Genomic DNA, 16,111 nt, shown 5'->3' on the forward strand with positions numbered 1-16,111 from the left:
CTCCTAATTAATCTCTATTTTGAGCCTGTAATTTTGCTTTACCTAACTTAATCCACTGTACCATTTCAATATTTGCTGGACAGACATAAGTACAGGAACCACACTGAATACAATCAGAAATATTATAGTCAGCTGCCTCAGTAATCATATCTTCTTTAACTAACTTAACAATATTAGTTGGAATCAATTTAACTGGACAAGCATCAACACAACGAGCACATCTAATACAAGGACTAGCTTCAGGATGCTGCTTAACTTCTTCTTTAGTCAATACTAACACACCAGAAGTCCCTTTAGTAACTGGCATATCTAAGTCACTTTGGGCTTGCCCTGTCATTGGCCCGCCTAAAACAACTTTTCCTGGTCGTCCTCTAAAGCCACCAGCCTGATCAATCAACTCTTCTACTGGAGTACCAATTCTAACTAACAAGTTCTGTGGTTTGTTAACTGCTCCAGTAATTGTAACTGCTCGTTGAATCAAAGGTTTTGCTTCAGTAATTGCTTCTGCAATTGCAGCTGCAGTACCTGTATTATTAACTACTACCCCAATATCCAATGGCAATCCACCTGAAGGTACTTCTCTGCCTAAGATAGCATCAATTAACTGTTTTTCTCCTCCCTGAGGATACTTAGTCTCTAAAGCTACAACTTCAATTTCTGGATAATCTTTAGCTACTTCTTGTAACTTTTTAATAGCATCAGGTTTATTGTCCTCAACACCAATATAACCTTGGTCTGCATCTGACATCTTCATTAAAGCTTGCAAACCTGTTACTACCTTTCTAGCTTCTTCTAACATAATCCGATGATCAATAGTTAAATAAGGTTCACACTCTGCTCCATTTAAAATAACTGTATCCACACTCTTATCATCTGGAATCGACACTTTTACATGGCTAGGAAAAGTAGCTCCCCCTAAACCAACAATTCCTGCTTCCTGAACAATACTTCTCAACTCATCAGCTGTCAAATTATCAACTGTTTCTTCTTCTAATGCAGTAGCTAACCTATCTTGGCCATCATTCTTAATTCGAACTGATAAAGTACCATCAACTCTTTCAATAGCAATTACCTCACCAGAAACACTAGCATGGATATTAGCTGACACAAAACCAGCAGCTTCACCAATTTTTTCTCCTAATGCTACTTGGTCCCCTGACTCAACTAATACTTTAGCTGGAGCACCAATATGTTGTTGAAGAGGAATTACTACTTCTTTAGGTACTTTAGCCACTTTTAACTCTTTATCCTGAGTCAATTCTTTATTGTATCTAGGATGAATTCCCTGTGCAAAAGTTCTAGTTTCCATTTTTTCACCCCTTTGTCAAAAATTATAAGTTGTCAATTTAATTCTATCAAGTCTTAAATAGTCAATTAAGTCATCCTATTTTTAAATATTTTATATTAATTTGTACTCTACTCTATCTACTAATCACCTCCAGACAGTACTAATTATTAATATATAGAAAGTGTTATAATATTATAAAGTCATTACTCTGAACTAATGTTAACATAACTTTTAAACAATTACAATAATTGTTCATTTTATCACAAGGCAACTTTTATATCAAGTCTATTTTCAGAATTTTTAGCTAATTTTTAACTTTTCTGGTTTATTAATATAATAAGATTGAGGCTCTATCTGTTACTGACTCTTGTAATTCTAAAATTCTATTTTCTTTTACCTTTACTTTAATACTTTGGCGGATGTCCTCTATATAATGGGCATCAGAACTAGTTATTATAGCATAATCTTCAAGTTGTTGAAATCTAGCCTCTGCATCTTCTAAATTAATACTTGGAGAAATCTCTATAGTAGATAGGTTCAAATCTGAAGGAATAAATCCTAAGTTAGAAAGTAAACTATAATTCTGTTTATCAACATGGGCTGGAATAACTATCCCATCTAGTTTTTTTACTTGTTTTATTACCTCAGAAACTGTTAATTCAGTAGCAGTTAGTAGTAATCTATCTAACTTTTTTACATATTGATCATTAAGGTCTGTTATTATCTGCGGGCCAAATACCTCTTCATTATTTTTCAAATCAGGTAAAGCATGATAGACTATCTCTTGCCATTCTAAAGCCTGTTCTATATTAGCAAAGAGACAGATTAAATGCACCTCCTCAACTGTAGTAACCTCCATACCAGGAACCACAGTCAAAGGTTTATTCTGGGCCAACTGGACTGCAACCTCTACATTTTCAGCTGAGTTATGATCAGTAATAGCAATTATATCTAAACCAATCTCTAGAGCGTGATCAATAATATTTCCTGGCGTCATTAATAAATCACCACAGGGAGATAAAACAGTATGGAGGTGCAGATCAGCAGTAAGTTCTTCCACTATTATTCAATTCCTAACTGGTATAATTGTCCAGCTAATTCATAGGATGATTGAGAACTCTGTAAGATAGTAACTCCCTTCTCTTTGGCCCTAGCAATAGCATCTTCATCAATCTCTAAATCTTCTACTACTACAATAGCTGCCACTTCTACTAATAAAGAAATTGCTACTATATTCTGGTGACCTTGAATAGTAAACCATAAATCACCTGCTTGAGCTTGAGCCATAACATTACTTAATAAATCACAGACATAACCCCCTGTTACCTCTCTATCTAAATCACCTTCTACAACTACCTCTAACTTTAACTCTTCAATAATCTTATTAAGTTTCATTTTTATCCTCCTTTTGCATAACTGGTGGTAAAGAGTGAGCCAGTGAAGCCATCTGATCAGTTAAATCAGCCAACTTTTGACGTAAAATAAAGACACAATCACTTTCTGAAGCTAACCCATTAACAATATCTTCAGCTAAAGTTTCACAATTAGGTGCTCCACAAGCAGCACAGTCCAGCCCTGGTAAATCATCTCTCTTCTCTTCTAACTGGGTCAGCTTAGCTATTGCAGAGTCAAAATCTTCATCTAAAGAACCAACACTTTTAGGGTTAAAATGACTATCTAACTGAAAATTATATTTAGCTAAATCTTGATTAACAAACTTATTCTTACCACTGATTAATTTCTGCAAATTAAAATTGGCTAAAAAAGGATTCTGAATATTTAAAGCTCCCCCTACACAACCAGGCTCACAAGCCAATAACTCAAAAAACTTAATATGTGATAAATCTCCTCGATCAAGTTCTTCTAAAATAGAGATTACATTATGAATTCCTGCTACAGAGACTGTATCTTCTTCAGTCAGCAAATTACTTTCTCCACCACTATTCCCCCAACCAATACCTAAATAAGGTATATTATCCTCTTTTAATTGATTATGGTCTACTTGTTGTACTTTCTGTAATAATAAACGATAGATCTTATCAACAGCTATAGCTCCAGTAAAAAAACTATCTTCCATACCTAAGGGATTTTTAATTGCTGTCGCTTTAGCAGGACAAGGAGTAATAAAAAAGACTCCTATCTCACTTTCAACTATACCTTCTCTTTTCTTTATCTCCTCTCTAGCTAATTGAGCTACTAACTCTACTGGTGGTTTAAATGGTAATAGATAATCAATCAATTCTGGATATAATACCTTTACTAACCTAACTACAGCTGGACATGCAGAAGAAATTATTGGCCCTTCATTTTTAGATAAATAATCCCTAGTAGCTTTAGTCAAAGCTTCTGCTCCTAAAGCAGCATCTAAAACCTTATCAAATCCTAATTCTTTAAGCCCAGTTACAATCTGAACTGGTTTAATATCTCCTCTAAATTGTCCATAAAAACTAGGAGGTACAACAGCTACTTTATAATTATAATCTTCAATCTCCTTTAACTCATCAGTAATAGCATGCTTAGCATGATGTTCACAACTTCTAATGCATTCTCCACAGTCAATACAATAATCTTCTTTAATCCAAGCTTGCCCTTGATGTACTCTAATTGCCTTAGTTGGACAGTTTTGAACGCAATTTGTACACCCTTCACACTTATCCTCTTTAAGATGGACAGAATGAGACTTACTCACTAATATCCCCCACTTTTGTTAGTAACTTATTAAATAACTATACTCTATAAAGCAATAGTAGTCTCAATAATAGTCCCTACATCTACCTCAGTATCTACCTCTAAACCATCAGAATAGCGCTTTATATTACATAAACCCATACCTGCACCAAAACCCATTTGTCTTACAGAGTCACTAGCAGTAGAAAAACCAGGCTGAAAAGCCTTATCTAAATCTTCAATCCCTGGTCCCTCATCAGCAGCAATAACTCTAACCTGTTTAGGGCTTACTTTAGCTTTTAAGTTTCCTCCTAATGAATGAATTATGATATTCATCTCTAATTCATAAGTTACAATTGCTACTTTCCTAATTTTTTTCGCTGCAATACCTAATTTTCGTAGAATCTCCTTCAAATTACTAGAGGCTTCTCCACCACTACTAAAGTCACCAGCTTCAATTTCAGCATTTAAAATAGTCTGCAACGAATCATTTTTTTCCAAATCAATCCCTCCATTAATAGCTTGTCTATTTATAACTCAGATAACTTCTCAGGAGCCAAACCGGCCGAATATAATAGTCCACAAGCCTCATATAATGGCTTATCAGTAACTAATAAAGGAACTTCTTTCTCTTTAGCAAGATCAATGGTCTCTTGAAGCGGTCTTTTCCCTCTAACAAAGATAACTGCTATTAAATCAATCATTTCTGCTGTTCGAACTACTTGTGGATTAGTCAATCCTGTCAATAATAAAGTTTTCTCCTTAGTAAAAGCTAAAACATCACTCATCAAATCAGCCCCACAAGCAGTTGAAACAACTTGATTTTTCAATTTATCATCTTGTCCAAGATAAATAATCTGGGCAGATAATAAATCTTTTATTTTCTGCAACTTCATTATTATCCTCCCTTATAAATGATAGAAAAGACCCACTTAAAGGTGGGTCTAAAATTAATGTTTAATATATACTGAGAAACCATTCTCTTTAAGCTTAGAACTCAATTCTTGAGCAGCTTTTTCAGTTCTAAAGGCACCTGTCTGAACTCGATAAGGATCATCACTAGTAATATAAGCACTAAAGCCCTTCTGCTGTAATTTACTTACCATTCCTTGAGCATTACTCTTCTTAGCAAAAGCTCCTACCTGCACAACAAATAAGTTCTGATCATTCATTGATTGGGCAATAGTTGGTGAATCAGAGCTAGATTGACTCTTCTCTTCTTTCTTCTGTTCTTGCTCTTTTTGAACTTCCTTCTGTTTTGACTTTGATATCTGCTGAGGTTCCTTAGGTGTCACCTTTTCCTCCTTTACAATTTGATCATTATTAACTTGCTTAAGTTCTTCTTGTGGAGCAGCAGTATAATCAAAGAACCAATTAATAGCTAAATAACCAAGTGAAACAGCAATCCCCCCCATTACAACCAACATGACTAATAAAGAAGCACCACTCTTGAGTTTTCTATTGTTTCTGTTCATAATATCCCCCTCCCAATTTGTTTGTCGGGAGTAAAGGTGACTCTCCTCCTTCCTAGCTAAATTAATTAATTTCATTTCCTATTTTTAGCTCTTTTCTTAATAGATATTATGCAGTTTATTATCTATTTATTAACAAAAATCTGTTTTGATTCAGCTACAGTATATAATGAGCCACTTACTAGAATAAGGTCATCTGTTTTAGCTAATTGATTTACATATTCTAATGCTTCAGCCAATTCAGGCTTTGACTTTACATTAGAGTTATATGGCACTACTTCCTCTTTTATTTTGGTAATATCTGCTACCCGACTATTTTTATTTTGAGATAAAACCACTTCTTCTGCTTGTGGGGTCAATTCTTTGACAATGCCATCAATATTCTTATCAGCTAAAATACTAATTACTAAAAATAGGTTATTATACTCCCATTCTTGTAAAGTATCTTTTATCTTATTAGCTGCTTTTTGATTATGTGCTCCATCAAGAACAACAGTAGGTTTCTTAGATAATACTTCTAACCTTCCTGGCCATTCTACCTGCAATAATCCAGATCTAATCTCTGCTTTAGAAAGAGGAAAGTCATCTAGCAACTCTTCTACTACTGCCACTGCTAGAGCACTATTAACTAACTGATGATTACCTAATAGCGGGAGTTTTAAATCATTATACACCCTCTTATCTCCTTGTAATTTAAAGGACTGATAATTCAAGTCACCTTCATCTTTCTCCCAGTTAAACTTATTATGAACATTAATTAATTTACTATTCCTTTTTTTACATATTTTATTTAAACATGATAAAACTTCTAGATCTTGACTAGCAGTAACTACTTTTTGATTAAATTCAATAATCCCAGCCTTCTCTAAAGCTATCTCACTTATTGTCTCACCTAGATAATCTGTATGATCTAAACTAACATTGGTAATAACAGAAATCAAGCTACCTCCTACATTAGTAGCATCTAATCTCCCTCCCATTCCCACCTCCAAAATAGCTAAATCAACATCTTCATGATCAAAATACAGTATAGCTAGTACAGTTACTACTTCAAAAAAAGTAGGATGTTCTAATTCAGTTGCAACCTGATCAATGGCAGGTTGCATCTCGACTACTAACTCTTCTAATTTCAAATCACTTATATTATTATCATTAATTCTAATCCGCTCATTAAATTCTATAAGATGTGGCGAGTTATAGGTTCCTACTTTATAACCTGCCTCTTTATAAATAGCAGTTAAGATCGCTGAAGTAGAACCTTTACCATTAGTACCTGCAATATGAATTATATCTAAATTATCTTCTGGATTATCTAAATAATCTAATAATAACTCGACTCTTTCCAATCCTGGTTTAACTCCAAATTTATCTAAATTGTTTAAGTAATTTATAGCTTCCATATTCTCACCTCGTTGTAATATTTCTAGATTTATCTTTAAATCCCTTTGTCTCTAGTTGTCAATTGTTAGTATGTATGTTATCATGGGCTAAACAAATATAAAAGTAAAATTTAATTGATATAAAGTGGCACTTTCGTGCCACAGCTATGTGCTGTGAGTCGTGAGCTAAATCAAAGTCAAAATCATAAGTATATATCAAACCCTTGAAACGCAGGTATTGTAAGAATTTAGTTTTTGAACTGGCTGACAGCATACAGCACACGACAGACGACTGTGTCACCTATGGTGACACAATATATCAATAATGCCCAAGAATAGGAGAGATAGACTATGAAAGGATTAGCTATCCTAGGTAGCCCACATAAAGCAGGAAATAATGCTCAATTATTATCAGAAGTAATAACTGAAGTTAAAGAAAATCAACCTAAAATTACCTTTGAAGAAATATGGATTAAAGACTTAAATTTAGCTCCATGCCAAGCCTGTGGTAGTTGTGAAATCAATAAAGGATGTATTATTAATGATGACATGGCTAAAATTTATAATAAATTTAACCAATCTAATTTGATAATAATAGCTTCCCCACTCTATTTTAATACAGTATCAGCTCAGATTAAAACTTTGATTGATCGTTGTCAGGCACTATGGGCCAGTAAAATTATTCTTGAAGATCCACTAGTTAATGCAGATAAGAAAAGGGTTGGTGGCTTTATCTCCACTGCTGGTCAACCTTTAACAGATAATAGGTTTAAGTATGTTACTGGAACTATTGACTTATTCTTCAAGTCGATTAATGCCGAATATAATAGTAATCTTTTTGTAGGGAATATTGATCAAGAGCCTCTAACTAATAGAACTGAAATAATACAGAAAGCTCACAGATGGGGAGAGAAACTAGCCGAGCAACTCCCTACTTAAAAGATTATACTAACGTGATAAAGATCACAGTTTTTGTTTTAGAATCAGGTTATAATAATAGTAAATTTGATAAATTATTACAATAGAGGAGGCTGAGTTATGAGAGAAAAAAGAATTATTAGAATAAATGAGGATAAATGTAATGGATGTGGCAATTGTATCACTAACTGCCATAAAGGTGGTATTAAAATTATTGATGGTATAGCTAAATTAGTTAAAAGTTCATTCTGTGGTTCTTTTATTGACTGTATTGGAGAATGTCCTACAGGGGCATTAGCTATTGAGACTAAAAGGTCATCAACTGATGAAGAAGTAGAGACTCTATCACCTAATGCTGGTTGTCATTTTAGTGGTAGGTATGATATTAATAATTGGGTAAGTTAAAATATAACCTTAACATTGCTACATAATTAAAAACCTTTTAAAAATCAAACAAAAAAGACCCAGCTTCTAAAAGAACTGGGTCCTTTAAATATATTACTCTCTTAAATCCGCTAATCTATCTTTTAATTGGTCTAACTTAGCAGTATACTCTTCCTTCTTCTCTCTTTCTTCTTCTACTAAATGATCAGGAGCATTATTAACAAATCCTTCATTAGCTAACTTACCCTTGGCCCGCTCAATTTCATACTCTACCTCATCAATCTCTTCTTCTAATCGAGCAATCTCTTTATCAAGATCAACTAAATCTGCTAGTGGTAAAATAATCTCTATCTGACTAGTAATAGCTGTAGATGCTTTATCTGGCCGATCTTCAACTTCATCAGTAATTGTTAAGTCACTGACCTTAGCTAAATCAGCAATATAATTCTTACCTTCTTCTACAACATCTAACTTATCCATTTGGTCAGAAATCAAAATAGCTGTAATCTCTTTACCAGGATTAACCTTCATCTCATTTCTAATATTTCTGATATTTTTAATTATATCCATAATTAATTCCATCTTGGACTCAGCTTGATCATTAATAGCTATACTATCTGGTTCTGGCCATTGAGCAGAGATTAAGCTTTCATCTACACCAGGTAAGTGCTGCCAGATTTCCTCTGTAATAAATGGCATACATGGATGTAATAATCTTAAAATATTATTTAAAGTATACCAGACTACATATTGAGCTGTCTGATAGGCAGCTTCATCTTCATCCTGATATAAACGAGGCTTAATTAACTCAATATACCAGTCACAGAATTCACTCCAGACAAAGTCATATAACTCTCCTGCTACTTGACCAAACTGATAATCATCTAATAGATCAGTAACCTCTTTAATCTTCTTATTTAAACGACTTAGCATCCACTGATCAGCTAAAGTATACTTTAAGTTACCATGGTCTACTTCATCTAAATCAAAATCTTCTAGATTCATTAATACAAATCGAGATGCATTCCATAACTTATTAGCAAAATTACGGCTAGCTTCAACCCGTTCCTCTCGATAACGAATGTCATTACCAGGTGTATTACCAGTGATTAAAGTAAATCGCAGAGTATCAGCACCATACTGATCAATAACTTCAATTGGATCTACACCATTACCTAAAGACTTGCTCATCTTTCGTCCTTGTGAATCACGAACTAGTCCATGAATATAAATATCAGAGAATGGTTTTTCATCCATGAATTCTAAAGACATAAAGATCATTCTAGCGACCCAGAAGAAGATGATATCTCTACCAGTAACTAATACATCAGTTGGATAAAAGTAATCTAAATCATCTGCATCTTCGGGCCAACCTAAAGTAGAAAATGGCCATAATCCAGAACTAAACCAAGTATCCAACACATCTTCATCTTGTTTTAGCTCTTCAGAACCACATTCAGAACACTCTGTTGGCTCTTCATTAGTTACAATTACTTCATCGCAGTCTTGACAATACCAGACTGGAATCTGATGCCCCCACCATAACTGACGAGAAATACACCAGTCTCTAATATTCTCCATCCAGTTAAAGTAGACTTTATCAAACCGCTCTGGTACAAAATTAATATCATTATCTTTAACTGCTTCAATAGCTGGCTTGGCCAACTGTTCCATATCAACAAACCATTGTTTAGATACTAATGGTTCAATTGTAGTATCACAGCGATAACACTGACCTACTGAATGTTCATGTTCTTCAACCTCTTCTAATAAACCTGCAGATTTCAAGTCATCAATTAACTGCTCGCGACACTCATAACGATCCATAGCTTCATACTTACCAGCTTTAGCTGTCATATTAGCCTGATCATCAATTACTTTAATGATCTCTAAATCATTACGTTGGCCCATCTCAAAATCATTAGGATCATGAGCAGGTGTTACCTTCACCATACCAGTACCAAATTCAGAATCTACATATTCATCAGCAATAATTTCAATCTCTCGATTAACAATTGGCACAATTACCTTTTCACCAATTAAGTCCTGATAACGTTCATCATTAGGATTAACAGCTATCGCTGTATCACCTAACATTGTTTCAGGTCGAGTGGTAGCTACAACAATGTAATCATCTCTACCTTTGAAATTATACCGCAAATGATATAGTTTTCCAGGTTGATCTTCATGCTCTACCTCAACATCTGATAGAGTAGTTTCACAGTCTGGACACCAATTAATAATATAGTCTCCTTGATAGATTAACCCTTTCTCATATAATTCAACAAAGGCCTCTTTAACTGCTTCATTACAGCCTTCATCCATTGTAAATCGCTCTCGACTCCAATCACAGGAAACCCCTAACTTAGTCAACTGGTTAGTAATTGTATTCCCATACTCTTCTGTCCAATCCCAAGCTCGGTCTAAAAACTCTTCTCGAGTAATATCTTCTTTCTCAAGCCCTTCTTCTCTACGCATCTTATCAACTACTTTAACTTCAGTAGCAATACTAGCATGATCAGTACCTGGTACCCATAAAGCTTCATAACCTTGCATTCTCTTCCAACGGATTAAGATATCTTGAAAAGTCATATCTAACGCATGTCCAATATGTAGTTGACCTGTTACATTAGGTGGTGGCATCATAATAGTAAATGATTCTTTATCCTCATCTACTTCAGCTTGAAAATAATCATTCTCTTGCCAATACTCATACCATTTTTCTTCTACTTGATCTGGATTATAAGTTGTTGATAATTCTTCATTACTCAATTTAACTCCTCCTTTTATTATTATTAATATCCAGGCTATCAAAAAATAATTTTGATAAAGAATTAAACTTAATTAATATTAAGTATCACTATTGTAACACAGTCGTTAGTCGTGTGTCGTGATCTATGAGCAAACTTTCACAGAAAATCCGAAGGATTCATAAAAATTCAAAATCACAAAATAGTTCAAATACTTAAAGTAAGAGCTTTGGTAAAGACTAGATCTTAAATATAAGAATTTTTAGCTCATAACACACAGCACATAGCTGATAGCTGTGCCACTGAAAGTGCCACTTTATATCAACATGCTACTGACAAAGAATAAATCTATCTAATAATTTAACTATAAATTAAAAAATCCCCTTCCATCCTATTTAAGGACGAAAGAGGAGTTCACTTTCGCGGTACCACCTTAATTCCTAAAGGCTCTTAAGCTGGATAACGACCAGTTCCGACTAAGTCTAGCTTTAATTCAACTTAGCAGCTCAGAAGCGACTTCAATTAATATCCCTTAGAGTACTTTTCAACCTAGAGCACTCCTCTCTAAAAGGGAGAAAACTAATCTACTACTCTTCTTCATTGCTTTTACCCACTCTTAAATTATTAACATTTATAATCATACAATTATTTTTCTAAATTGTCAACTAAATTTCAAATTATGCTTATCAAAAAGGGAATAAAATAAAAACTAATATATCCCATAGGGCATGAGAAATAATTACTAACATTAAATTATCAGTAACCATAATTATATAGCCCCAGAATAATCCTGCCACCAAAGCAGCTAAAATTAATAATAAATTACCTGTCCCAATATGTAATAAAGTATATAATATTGTTGTTACCCAATAACCCTTTTGTAGACCAATCCTTTGCATCAATTCTTCCTGAATAAATCCTCGCCAAAATATCTCTTCTGCTGGGCCAACAACTAATAATAATAAGAAACTAATTAGAGGAAGACTTAGTTCTTGCCGATGTCTATAAACAGCAGATATACTTGTTTCTGCATAAGGTAGAATAATCAGACTTAGCTTTTTACTCAACCAAAAAATAAAGTATAATAAACAAGCTGTTAAAAGACCTCTAAACAAATCACTAAATTGATAGGAAAGATCAAATTTAGTATATTGCATAGCAATTAACACCTGAATAATAGCTACTAAACTTAACCTAAACCAAAAATTTAATAAACTAGACCTAAATACTAACCACCATAAAATATTAACTACTATCAATATAGAGCATAATTCAAAACAAGAGATTTTCTGTTTCATCTACTAACTCCTAAATTAAGAAATGGGCTCCTATTATCGCCAAAATTAATAAACTTCCAAAACTAAAGTGTAATTGAGCAGTCCTAATATCAATCTTCTTAACATTAAATCGAGGGTTAGTTGTTGCTTCTCTTACTAAGATAATATTCTTTAAAGCATAAGGAAGAGTAAGTAAAGTAGTAAGGGCCAACTTTGTAATAACCCCTTTTAAAACCAATGTAATCAAAATTAAATAGGCTAAAGAAACTAACATTAAGTATAATCTAGCTGCTCCTTTTCTCCCTAGTAATATAGATAAAGTCTTAATCTCTACTTGCGCATCATGCTCAATATCTCGAAAGTCATTCCCTTGCAGAATAGCACTTACTAACAAACCTAACGGTAGAGATATCAATAAAACCTGTTGATTATATTGAGCTGTTTGAACATAATAAGCACCTATTACTATTAATGGGCCTAATAGAAAAAAGACCATAGGGACTCCTAAAGCATAATACTTATAATTAATAGGACTAGCAGTATAAAAATAACCTCCAAAAATCCCTACTATAGATAAAATAGCAACTATAATACCTCGCAAATAAATCAGATAAGAAATTAAAGGAACGGCTAAAATAAAACAGACTATTCCTATTCTTTTAATTAATTTAGCCGGCAATAAACCTGCCACCAGAATGCCACTTGAGCCATAAGAATCTCTGGTATCAACTTGGGCTTGATAATCATAATAATCATTCAATAAATTAGTTCCACTATGCAGCAACAATATTGTACAACTAGTTAATAAAAAGAGCTTAAAATCAAAATAGCCCTCTTTACTGGCTAACCCAACTCCTAAAAAAACAGGCAATAAAGAAGCAGTAAAAGAAAAAGGACGAAAGGCCCTTAACCATAACTTTAAATAAGCCATCTCTTCACCTCTTTAATTCTTTTACCAACATTATTCCCTGCTTTCTAGAATAATATACCATGTTTAATCAACAAATTGATCAATAAACTTAAATACCTCTTTCTTACCTTCACCAGTTTCAGCTGAAAAGAAAGTAAAAGAAGTAAAAGGAGTTAACTCTAATGTCTCCTTAATTAATTTCTCTTGTGGTTTCCGTTGGCTTCTCTTCAACTTATCTACTTTAGTAGCAGCTACTAGAGTAGGAACTCTCATCTCTAACAACCAATCATACATCATCAAATCATCATCAGTAGGCTTATGGCGAGAATCAATTACTAAGATGACACCTTCCAGATGAGAGCGGTTAAAAAGATAATTCTCAATCATTGTAGCCCATTCTTCTTTTACTTTATCCGGCACCCTAGCAAACCCATATCCTGGTAAATCAACAAAGTAAAAATAATTATCCATTTTATAAAAATTAAGAGACTGGGTCTTACCTGGCTTAGAACTAGTAAAAGCTAATTTATGACGATTAATTACCTTATTTATCAAAGATGATTTACCTACATTAGATCTACCTGCCAGGGCAATCTCTGGCAGGTGATGATAAGGATAACCTTCTCTATCATGAGCACTACAGGTAAACTCTGGATTATTAATCTTCATTTCCATCATCCTTTAAAACAACTTCATCTAAAACTTCATCCATATCTTCTACTAAAATAATTTCTAAATCTCTCTTTACATTATCAGGCACTTTTTCTAGATTCTTTTCATTCTCTTTACATAGAATTACTTTTTCAATCCCTGCTCTTTGAGCAGCCAACACTTTACTCTTAATACCACCTACTGGTAAGACTTTACCACGTAAGGTTACCTCTCCTGTCATTGCTACTTTACCATTAACTGGTCTGTTAGATAAAGCAGAAACTAAAGCAGTAGCTAGAGTAATACCTGCTGATGGCCCATCTTTAGGAATAGCTCCCTGTGGTACATGAACATGAATATCATACTTTTTATAAAATTCATCTTCAAAGTTAAATTCATCTGCTTTACTGCGTGCATAACTTAAAGCAGTTTGAGCCGACTCTTTCATTACATCTCCTAATTTACCAGTTAAAATTAAATTTCCTTCACCTGGTACTATAGACACCTCAATATTAAGAATATCTCCTCCAGTAGAAGTCCAAGCTAAGCCAGTTACTACACCTACCCTCTCTTTAGCTTCCATCTTACCATACTTATATTTAGGTATACCTAAATATTTCTTTAAATTACGCAAATCAACTCTAGTAGTACTCTCTTTTCCTTCTACTACTTTTTTGGCTGCTTTACGACAAATAGAAGCTAATTTCCGCTCTAAATTTCTAACTCCTGCTTCACGTGTATGATTTCTAATAACCTTACGTAAAGCATTTTCTGATATTTTAAGTCCCTCTTCATCTAAACCGTGATTTTCAAGTTGCTTAGGTAACAAATATCGATTAGCAATCTCTAATTTATCATCTTCAGTATATCCTGAAATTTTAATTACTTCCATTCGATCTAATAATGGGCGAGGAATAGTATCAGTAGTATTAGCAGTAGTAATAAACATTACATCAGACAAATCAAAAGGTAGCTCTAGGTAATGATCACTAAATTCATCATTCTGCTCTGGATCGAGAACCTCTAATAGAGCTGCAGCTGGATCACCTCTAAAGTCACCTTTAACTTTATCAATCTCATCTAATAAAAAGACTGGATTATTAGTTCCTGCATCACGCATAGCATTAATAATTCTTCCTGGTCTAGCCCCTACATAAGTTCTTCTGTGACCTCTAATTTCAGCTTCATCTCTTAATCCACCTAATGAAAGTCTTACAAACTCTCTCCCGATAGATTCAGCTACAGATCTACCTAAAGAAGTCTTTCCTACCCCTGGCGGGCCAACTAAACATAAGATTGGTGTCTGCATTTCATCACTTAATTTTCTAACTGCTAAATATTCTAGAGTACGCTCTTTAACATCTTCTAGACCATAGTGATCTTGATTTAACTTCTCTTCTACTTCATCAATTATTAACTTATCCTCACTATAATCATTCCAAGGCAGATCTAAAATGCAATCTAAATATTTTCTAACTACAACTGCTTCATTAGCATTTGGCGGCATTTTCCCTAACTTTTCTGCCTCTTCAATTGCTTTTTCCTCTACCTCTTCTGGTAAATCTGCTTCTTCAATTTTGTCTTTATATTCTTCAACTTCATCACTAGGAGCATCTCCTTCACCTAACTCCTTCTTAATTGCCTTCATTTGCTCTTTAAGATAGTATTCTTTCTGTCTCTTTTCTACCTGCTGGCGAACTTCTTGATTAATCTTATTTTTAACCTCTAAAATCTCTAATTCTTTATCTAAAATACTATATATATTCTCCAAACGTTTTCGTTCAGAAATAGCTTCTAAAATTTCCTGTTGTTGCTGAACCTTTAGTGACATATGAGAAGCAATAACATCAACTAACCGTCCAGGCTCTTCAATATTACTAACTGTCATCATTGTTTCTGGAGGTAATTTCTTATTACCCTTAACATACTCTTCAAATTTATTAATCACACTTCTCATTAAAGCTTCAAGTTCTGTTTCATCAGCTTGTTCTTTTTCTAAAGTTACTACTTCAAATTCAGCTTGAAAGTAAGGCTCTTCCTCCACAAAGTTCTTAATCTCTACTCTTTCTAAACCTTCTACTAAAATTTTAATTGTTCCATCTGGTAATCTCATTAACTGTTTTACTTGAGCAATAGTTCCTACTTTATAAATATCATCTTGAGTTGGTTCTTCTACTGTTTCATCTTTCTGAGCAGCTAATAAAATTTGTTTATCATCTACCATTACATCTTCTAGAGCAGCTACTGACTTATCTCGTCCTACTAATAGAGAAGTAATCATATTAGGAAAAACAATTAATCCTCGTAAAGCTAATAAAGGCTTGTTACCATCATCAATTTCTACTTCTTTTGTATTTTCTACAATTCTTTGTTTATTATCTTCTTCCATTCTCACACCTCCATATCCAACACTTC

15 protein-coding genes and 1 other annotated feature are annotated in these 16,111 nt (G+C 33.7%); of the genes, 2 read left to right on the plus strand and 13 right to left on the minus strand.

Translation table 11 applies throughout. The features are described from left to right. Positions 1-7: 7 nt before the first annotated feature. The 8 genes from rsxC to ACYQ39_RS05015 form a co-directional block, all read right to left on the minus strand. Complete coding sequence (gene rsxC / locus ACYQ39_RS04980) at positions 8-1,309, minus strand: electron transport complex subunit RsxC (RefSeq protein ID WP_459840837.1); 1,302 nt, start codon at positions 1,307-1,309, stop codon at positions 8-10. Between the two features lie 307 nt (positions 1,310-1,616). Then, complete coding sequence (locus ACYQ39_RS04985; RefSeq protein WP_459840839.1) at positions 1,617-2,348, minus strand: PHP domain-containing protein; 732 nt, start codon at positions 2,346-2,348, stop codon at positions 1,617-1,619. Between the two features lie 2 nt (positions 2,349-2,350). After that, on the minus strand, positions 2,351-2,683 hold the full coding sequence (locus ACYQ39_RS04990; protein ID WP_459840841.1) for a DRTGG domain-containing protein: 333 nt from the start codon (positions 2,681-2,683) through the stop codon (positions 2,351-2,353). Next, positions 2,673-3,977 (minus strand): [Fe-Fe] hydrogenase large subunit C-terminal domain-containing protein, encoded by a 1,305-nt coding sequence (locus tag ACYQ39_RS04995; protein ID WP_459840843.1) that lies wholly within the window; start codon positions 3,975-3,977, stop codon positions 2,673-2,675. Before ACYQ39_RS04995 ends, ACYQ39_RS04990 begins: the two co-directional genes overlap by 11 nt. Positions 3,978-4,021: 44 nt before the next feature. Beyond that, positions 4,022-4,456, minus strand: a complete 435-nt coding sequence (locus ACYQ39_RS05000) for an ATP-binding protein (RefSeq protein ID WP_459840845.1) — start codon at positions 4,454-4,456, stop codon at positions 4,022-4,024. 29 nt (positions 4,457-4,485) lie between these two features. After that, positions 4,486-4,851 (minus strand): DRTGG domain-containing protein, encoded by a 366-nt coding sequence (locus ACYQ39_RS05005; protein WP_459840847.1) that lies wholly within the window; start codon positions 4,849-4,851, stop codon positions 4,486-4,488. Positions 4,852-4,905: 54 nt separating this feature from the next. Then, on the minus strand, positions 4,906-5,430 hold the full coding sequence (locus tag ACYQ39_RS05010; RefSeq protein WP_459840849.1) for an SPOR domain-containing protein: 525 nt from the start codon (positions 5,428-5,430) through the stop codon (positions 4,906-4,908). Between the two features lie 122 nt (positions 5,431-5,552). Beyond that, the gene (locus tag ACYQ39_RS05015; RefSeq protein ID WP_459840851.1) at positions 5,553-6,827 is read right to left on the minus strand and encodes a bifunctional folylpolyglutamate synthase/dihydrofolate synthase; all 1,275 of its coding nucleotides are present in this window, start codon (positions 6,825-6,827) and stop codon (positions 5,553-5,555) included. A 330-nt stretch (positions 6,828-7,157) separates the two neighbouring features. Here ACYQ39_RS05015 and ACYQ39_RS05020 point away from each other — a divergent pair, with 330 nt between their 5' ends. Together ACYQ39_RS05020 and ACYQ39_RS05025 are read left to right on the plus strand one after the other, a co-directional pair. Next, a complete protein-coding gene (locus ACYQ39_RS05020; protein WP_459840853.1) occupies positions 7,158-7,745 on the plus strand; it encodes a flavodoxin family protein in 588 nt (195 codons plus the stop codon). Positions 7,746-7,844: 99 nt separating this feature from the next. Continuing rightward, positions 7,845-8,129 (plus strand): ATP-binding protein, encoded by a 285-nt coding sequence (locus ACYQ39_RS05025; protein WP_459840855.1) that lies wholly within the window; start codon positions 7,845-7,847, stop codon positions 8,127-8,129. A gap of 93 nt (positions 8,130-8,222) precedes the next feature. On the opposite strand, the gene ACYQ39_RS05030 is transcribed toward ACYQ39_RS05025, so the two are convergent. The 5 genes from ACYQ39_RS05030 to lon form a co-directional block, all read right to left on the minus strand. After that, the gene (locus ACYQ39_RS05030; protein ID WP_459840856.1) at positions 8,223-10,880 is read right to left on the minus strand and encodes a valine--tRNA ligase; all 2,658 of its coding nucleotides are present in this window, start codon (positions 10,878-10,880) and stop codon (positions 8,223-8,225) included. A 372-nt stretch (positions 10,881-11,252) separates the two neighbouring features. After that, positions 11,253-11,468 (minus strand) — a binding site (T-box leader). Positions 11,469-11,544: 76 nt separating this feature from the next. Beyond that, complete coding sequence (locus ACYQ39_RS05035; RefSeq protein WP_459840857.1) at positions 11,545-12,156, minus strand: CPBP family intramembrane glutamic endopeptidase; 612 nt, start codon at positions 12,154-12,156, stop codon at positions 11,545-11,547. Positions 12,157-12,166: 10 nt separating this feature from the next. Beyond that, positions 12,167-13,066 (minus strand): 1,4-dihydroxy-2-naphthoate octaprenyltransferase, encoded by a 900-nt coding sequence (gene menA, locus ACYQ39_RS05040; protein ID WP_459840859.1) that lies wholly within the window; start codon positions 13,064-13,066, stop codon positions 12,167-12,169. 63 nt (positions 13,067-13,129) lie between these two features. After that, positions 13,130-13,714 (minus strand): ribosome biogenesis GTP-binding protein YihA/YsxC, encoded by a 585-nt coding sequence (yihA, locus tag ACYQ39_RS05045; protein ID WP_459840861.1) that lies wholly within the window; start codon positions 13,712-13,714, stop codon positions 13,130-13,132. After that, entirely contained in the window at positions 13,704-16,085 is a 2,382-nt protein-coding gene (lon, locus tag ACYQ39_RS05050) for an endopeptidase La (RefSeq protein WP_459840863.1), read from the minus strand. The genes yihA and lon overlap by 11 nt, the downstream gene beginning before the upstream one ends. Positions 16,086-16,111 lie beyond the last annotated feature (26 nt).

The sequence above is a fragment of the Halanaerocella petrolearia genome (assembly GCF_054657875.1).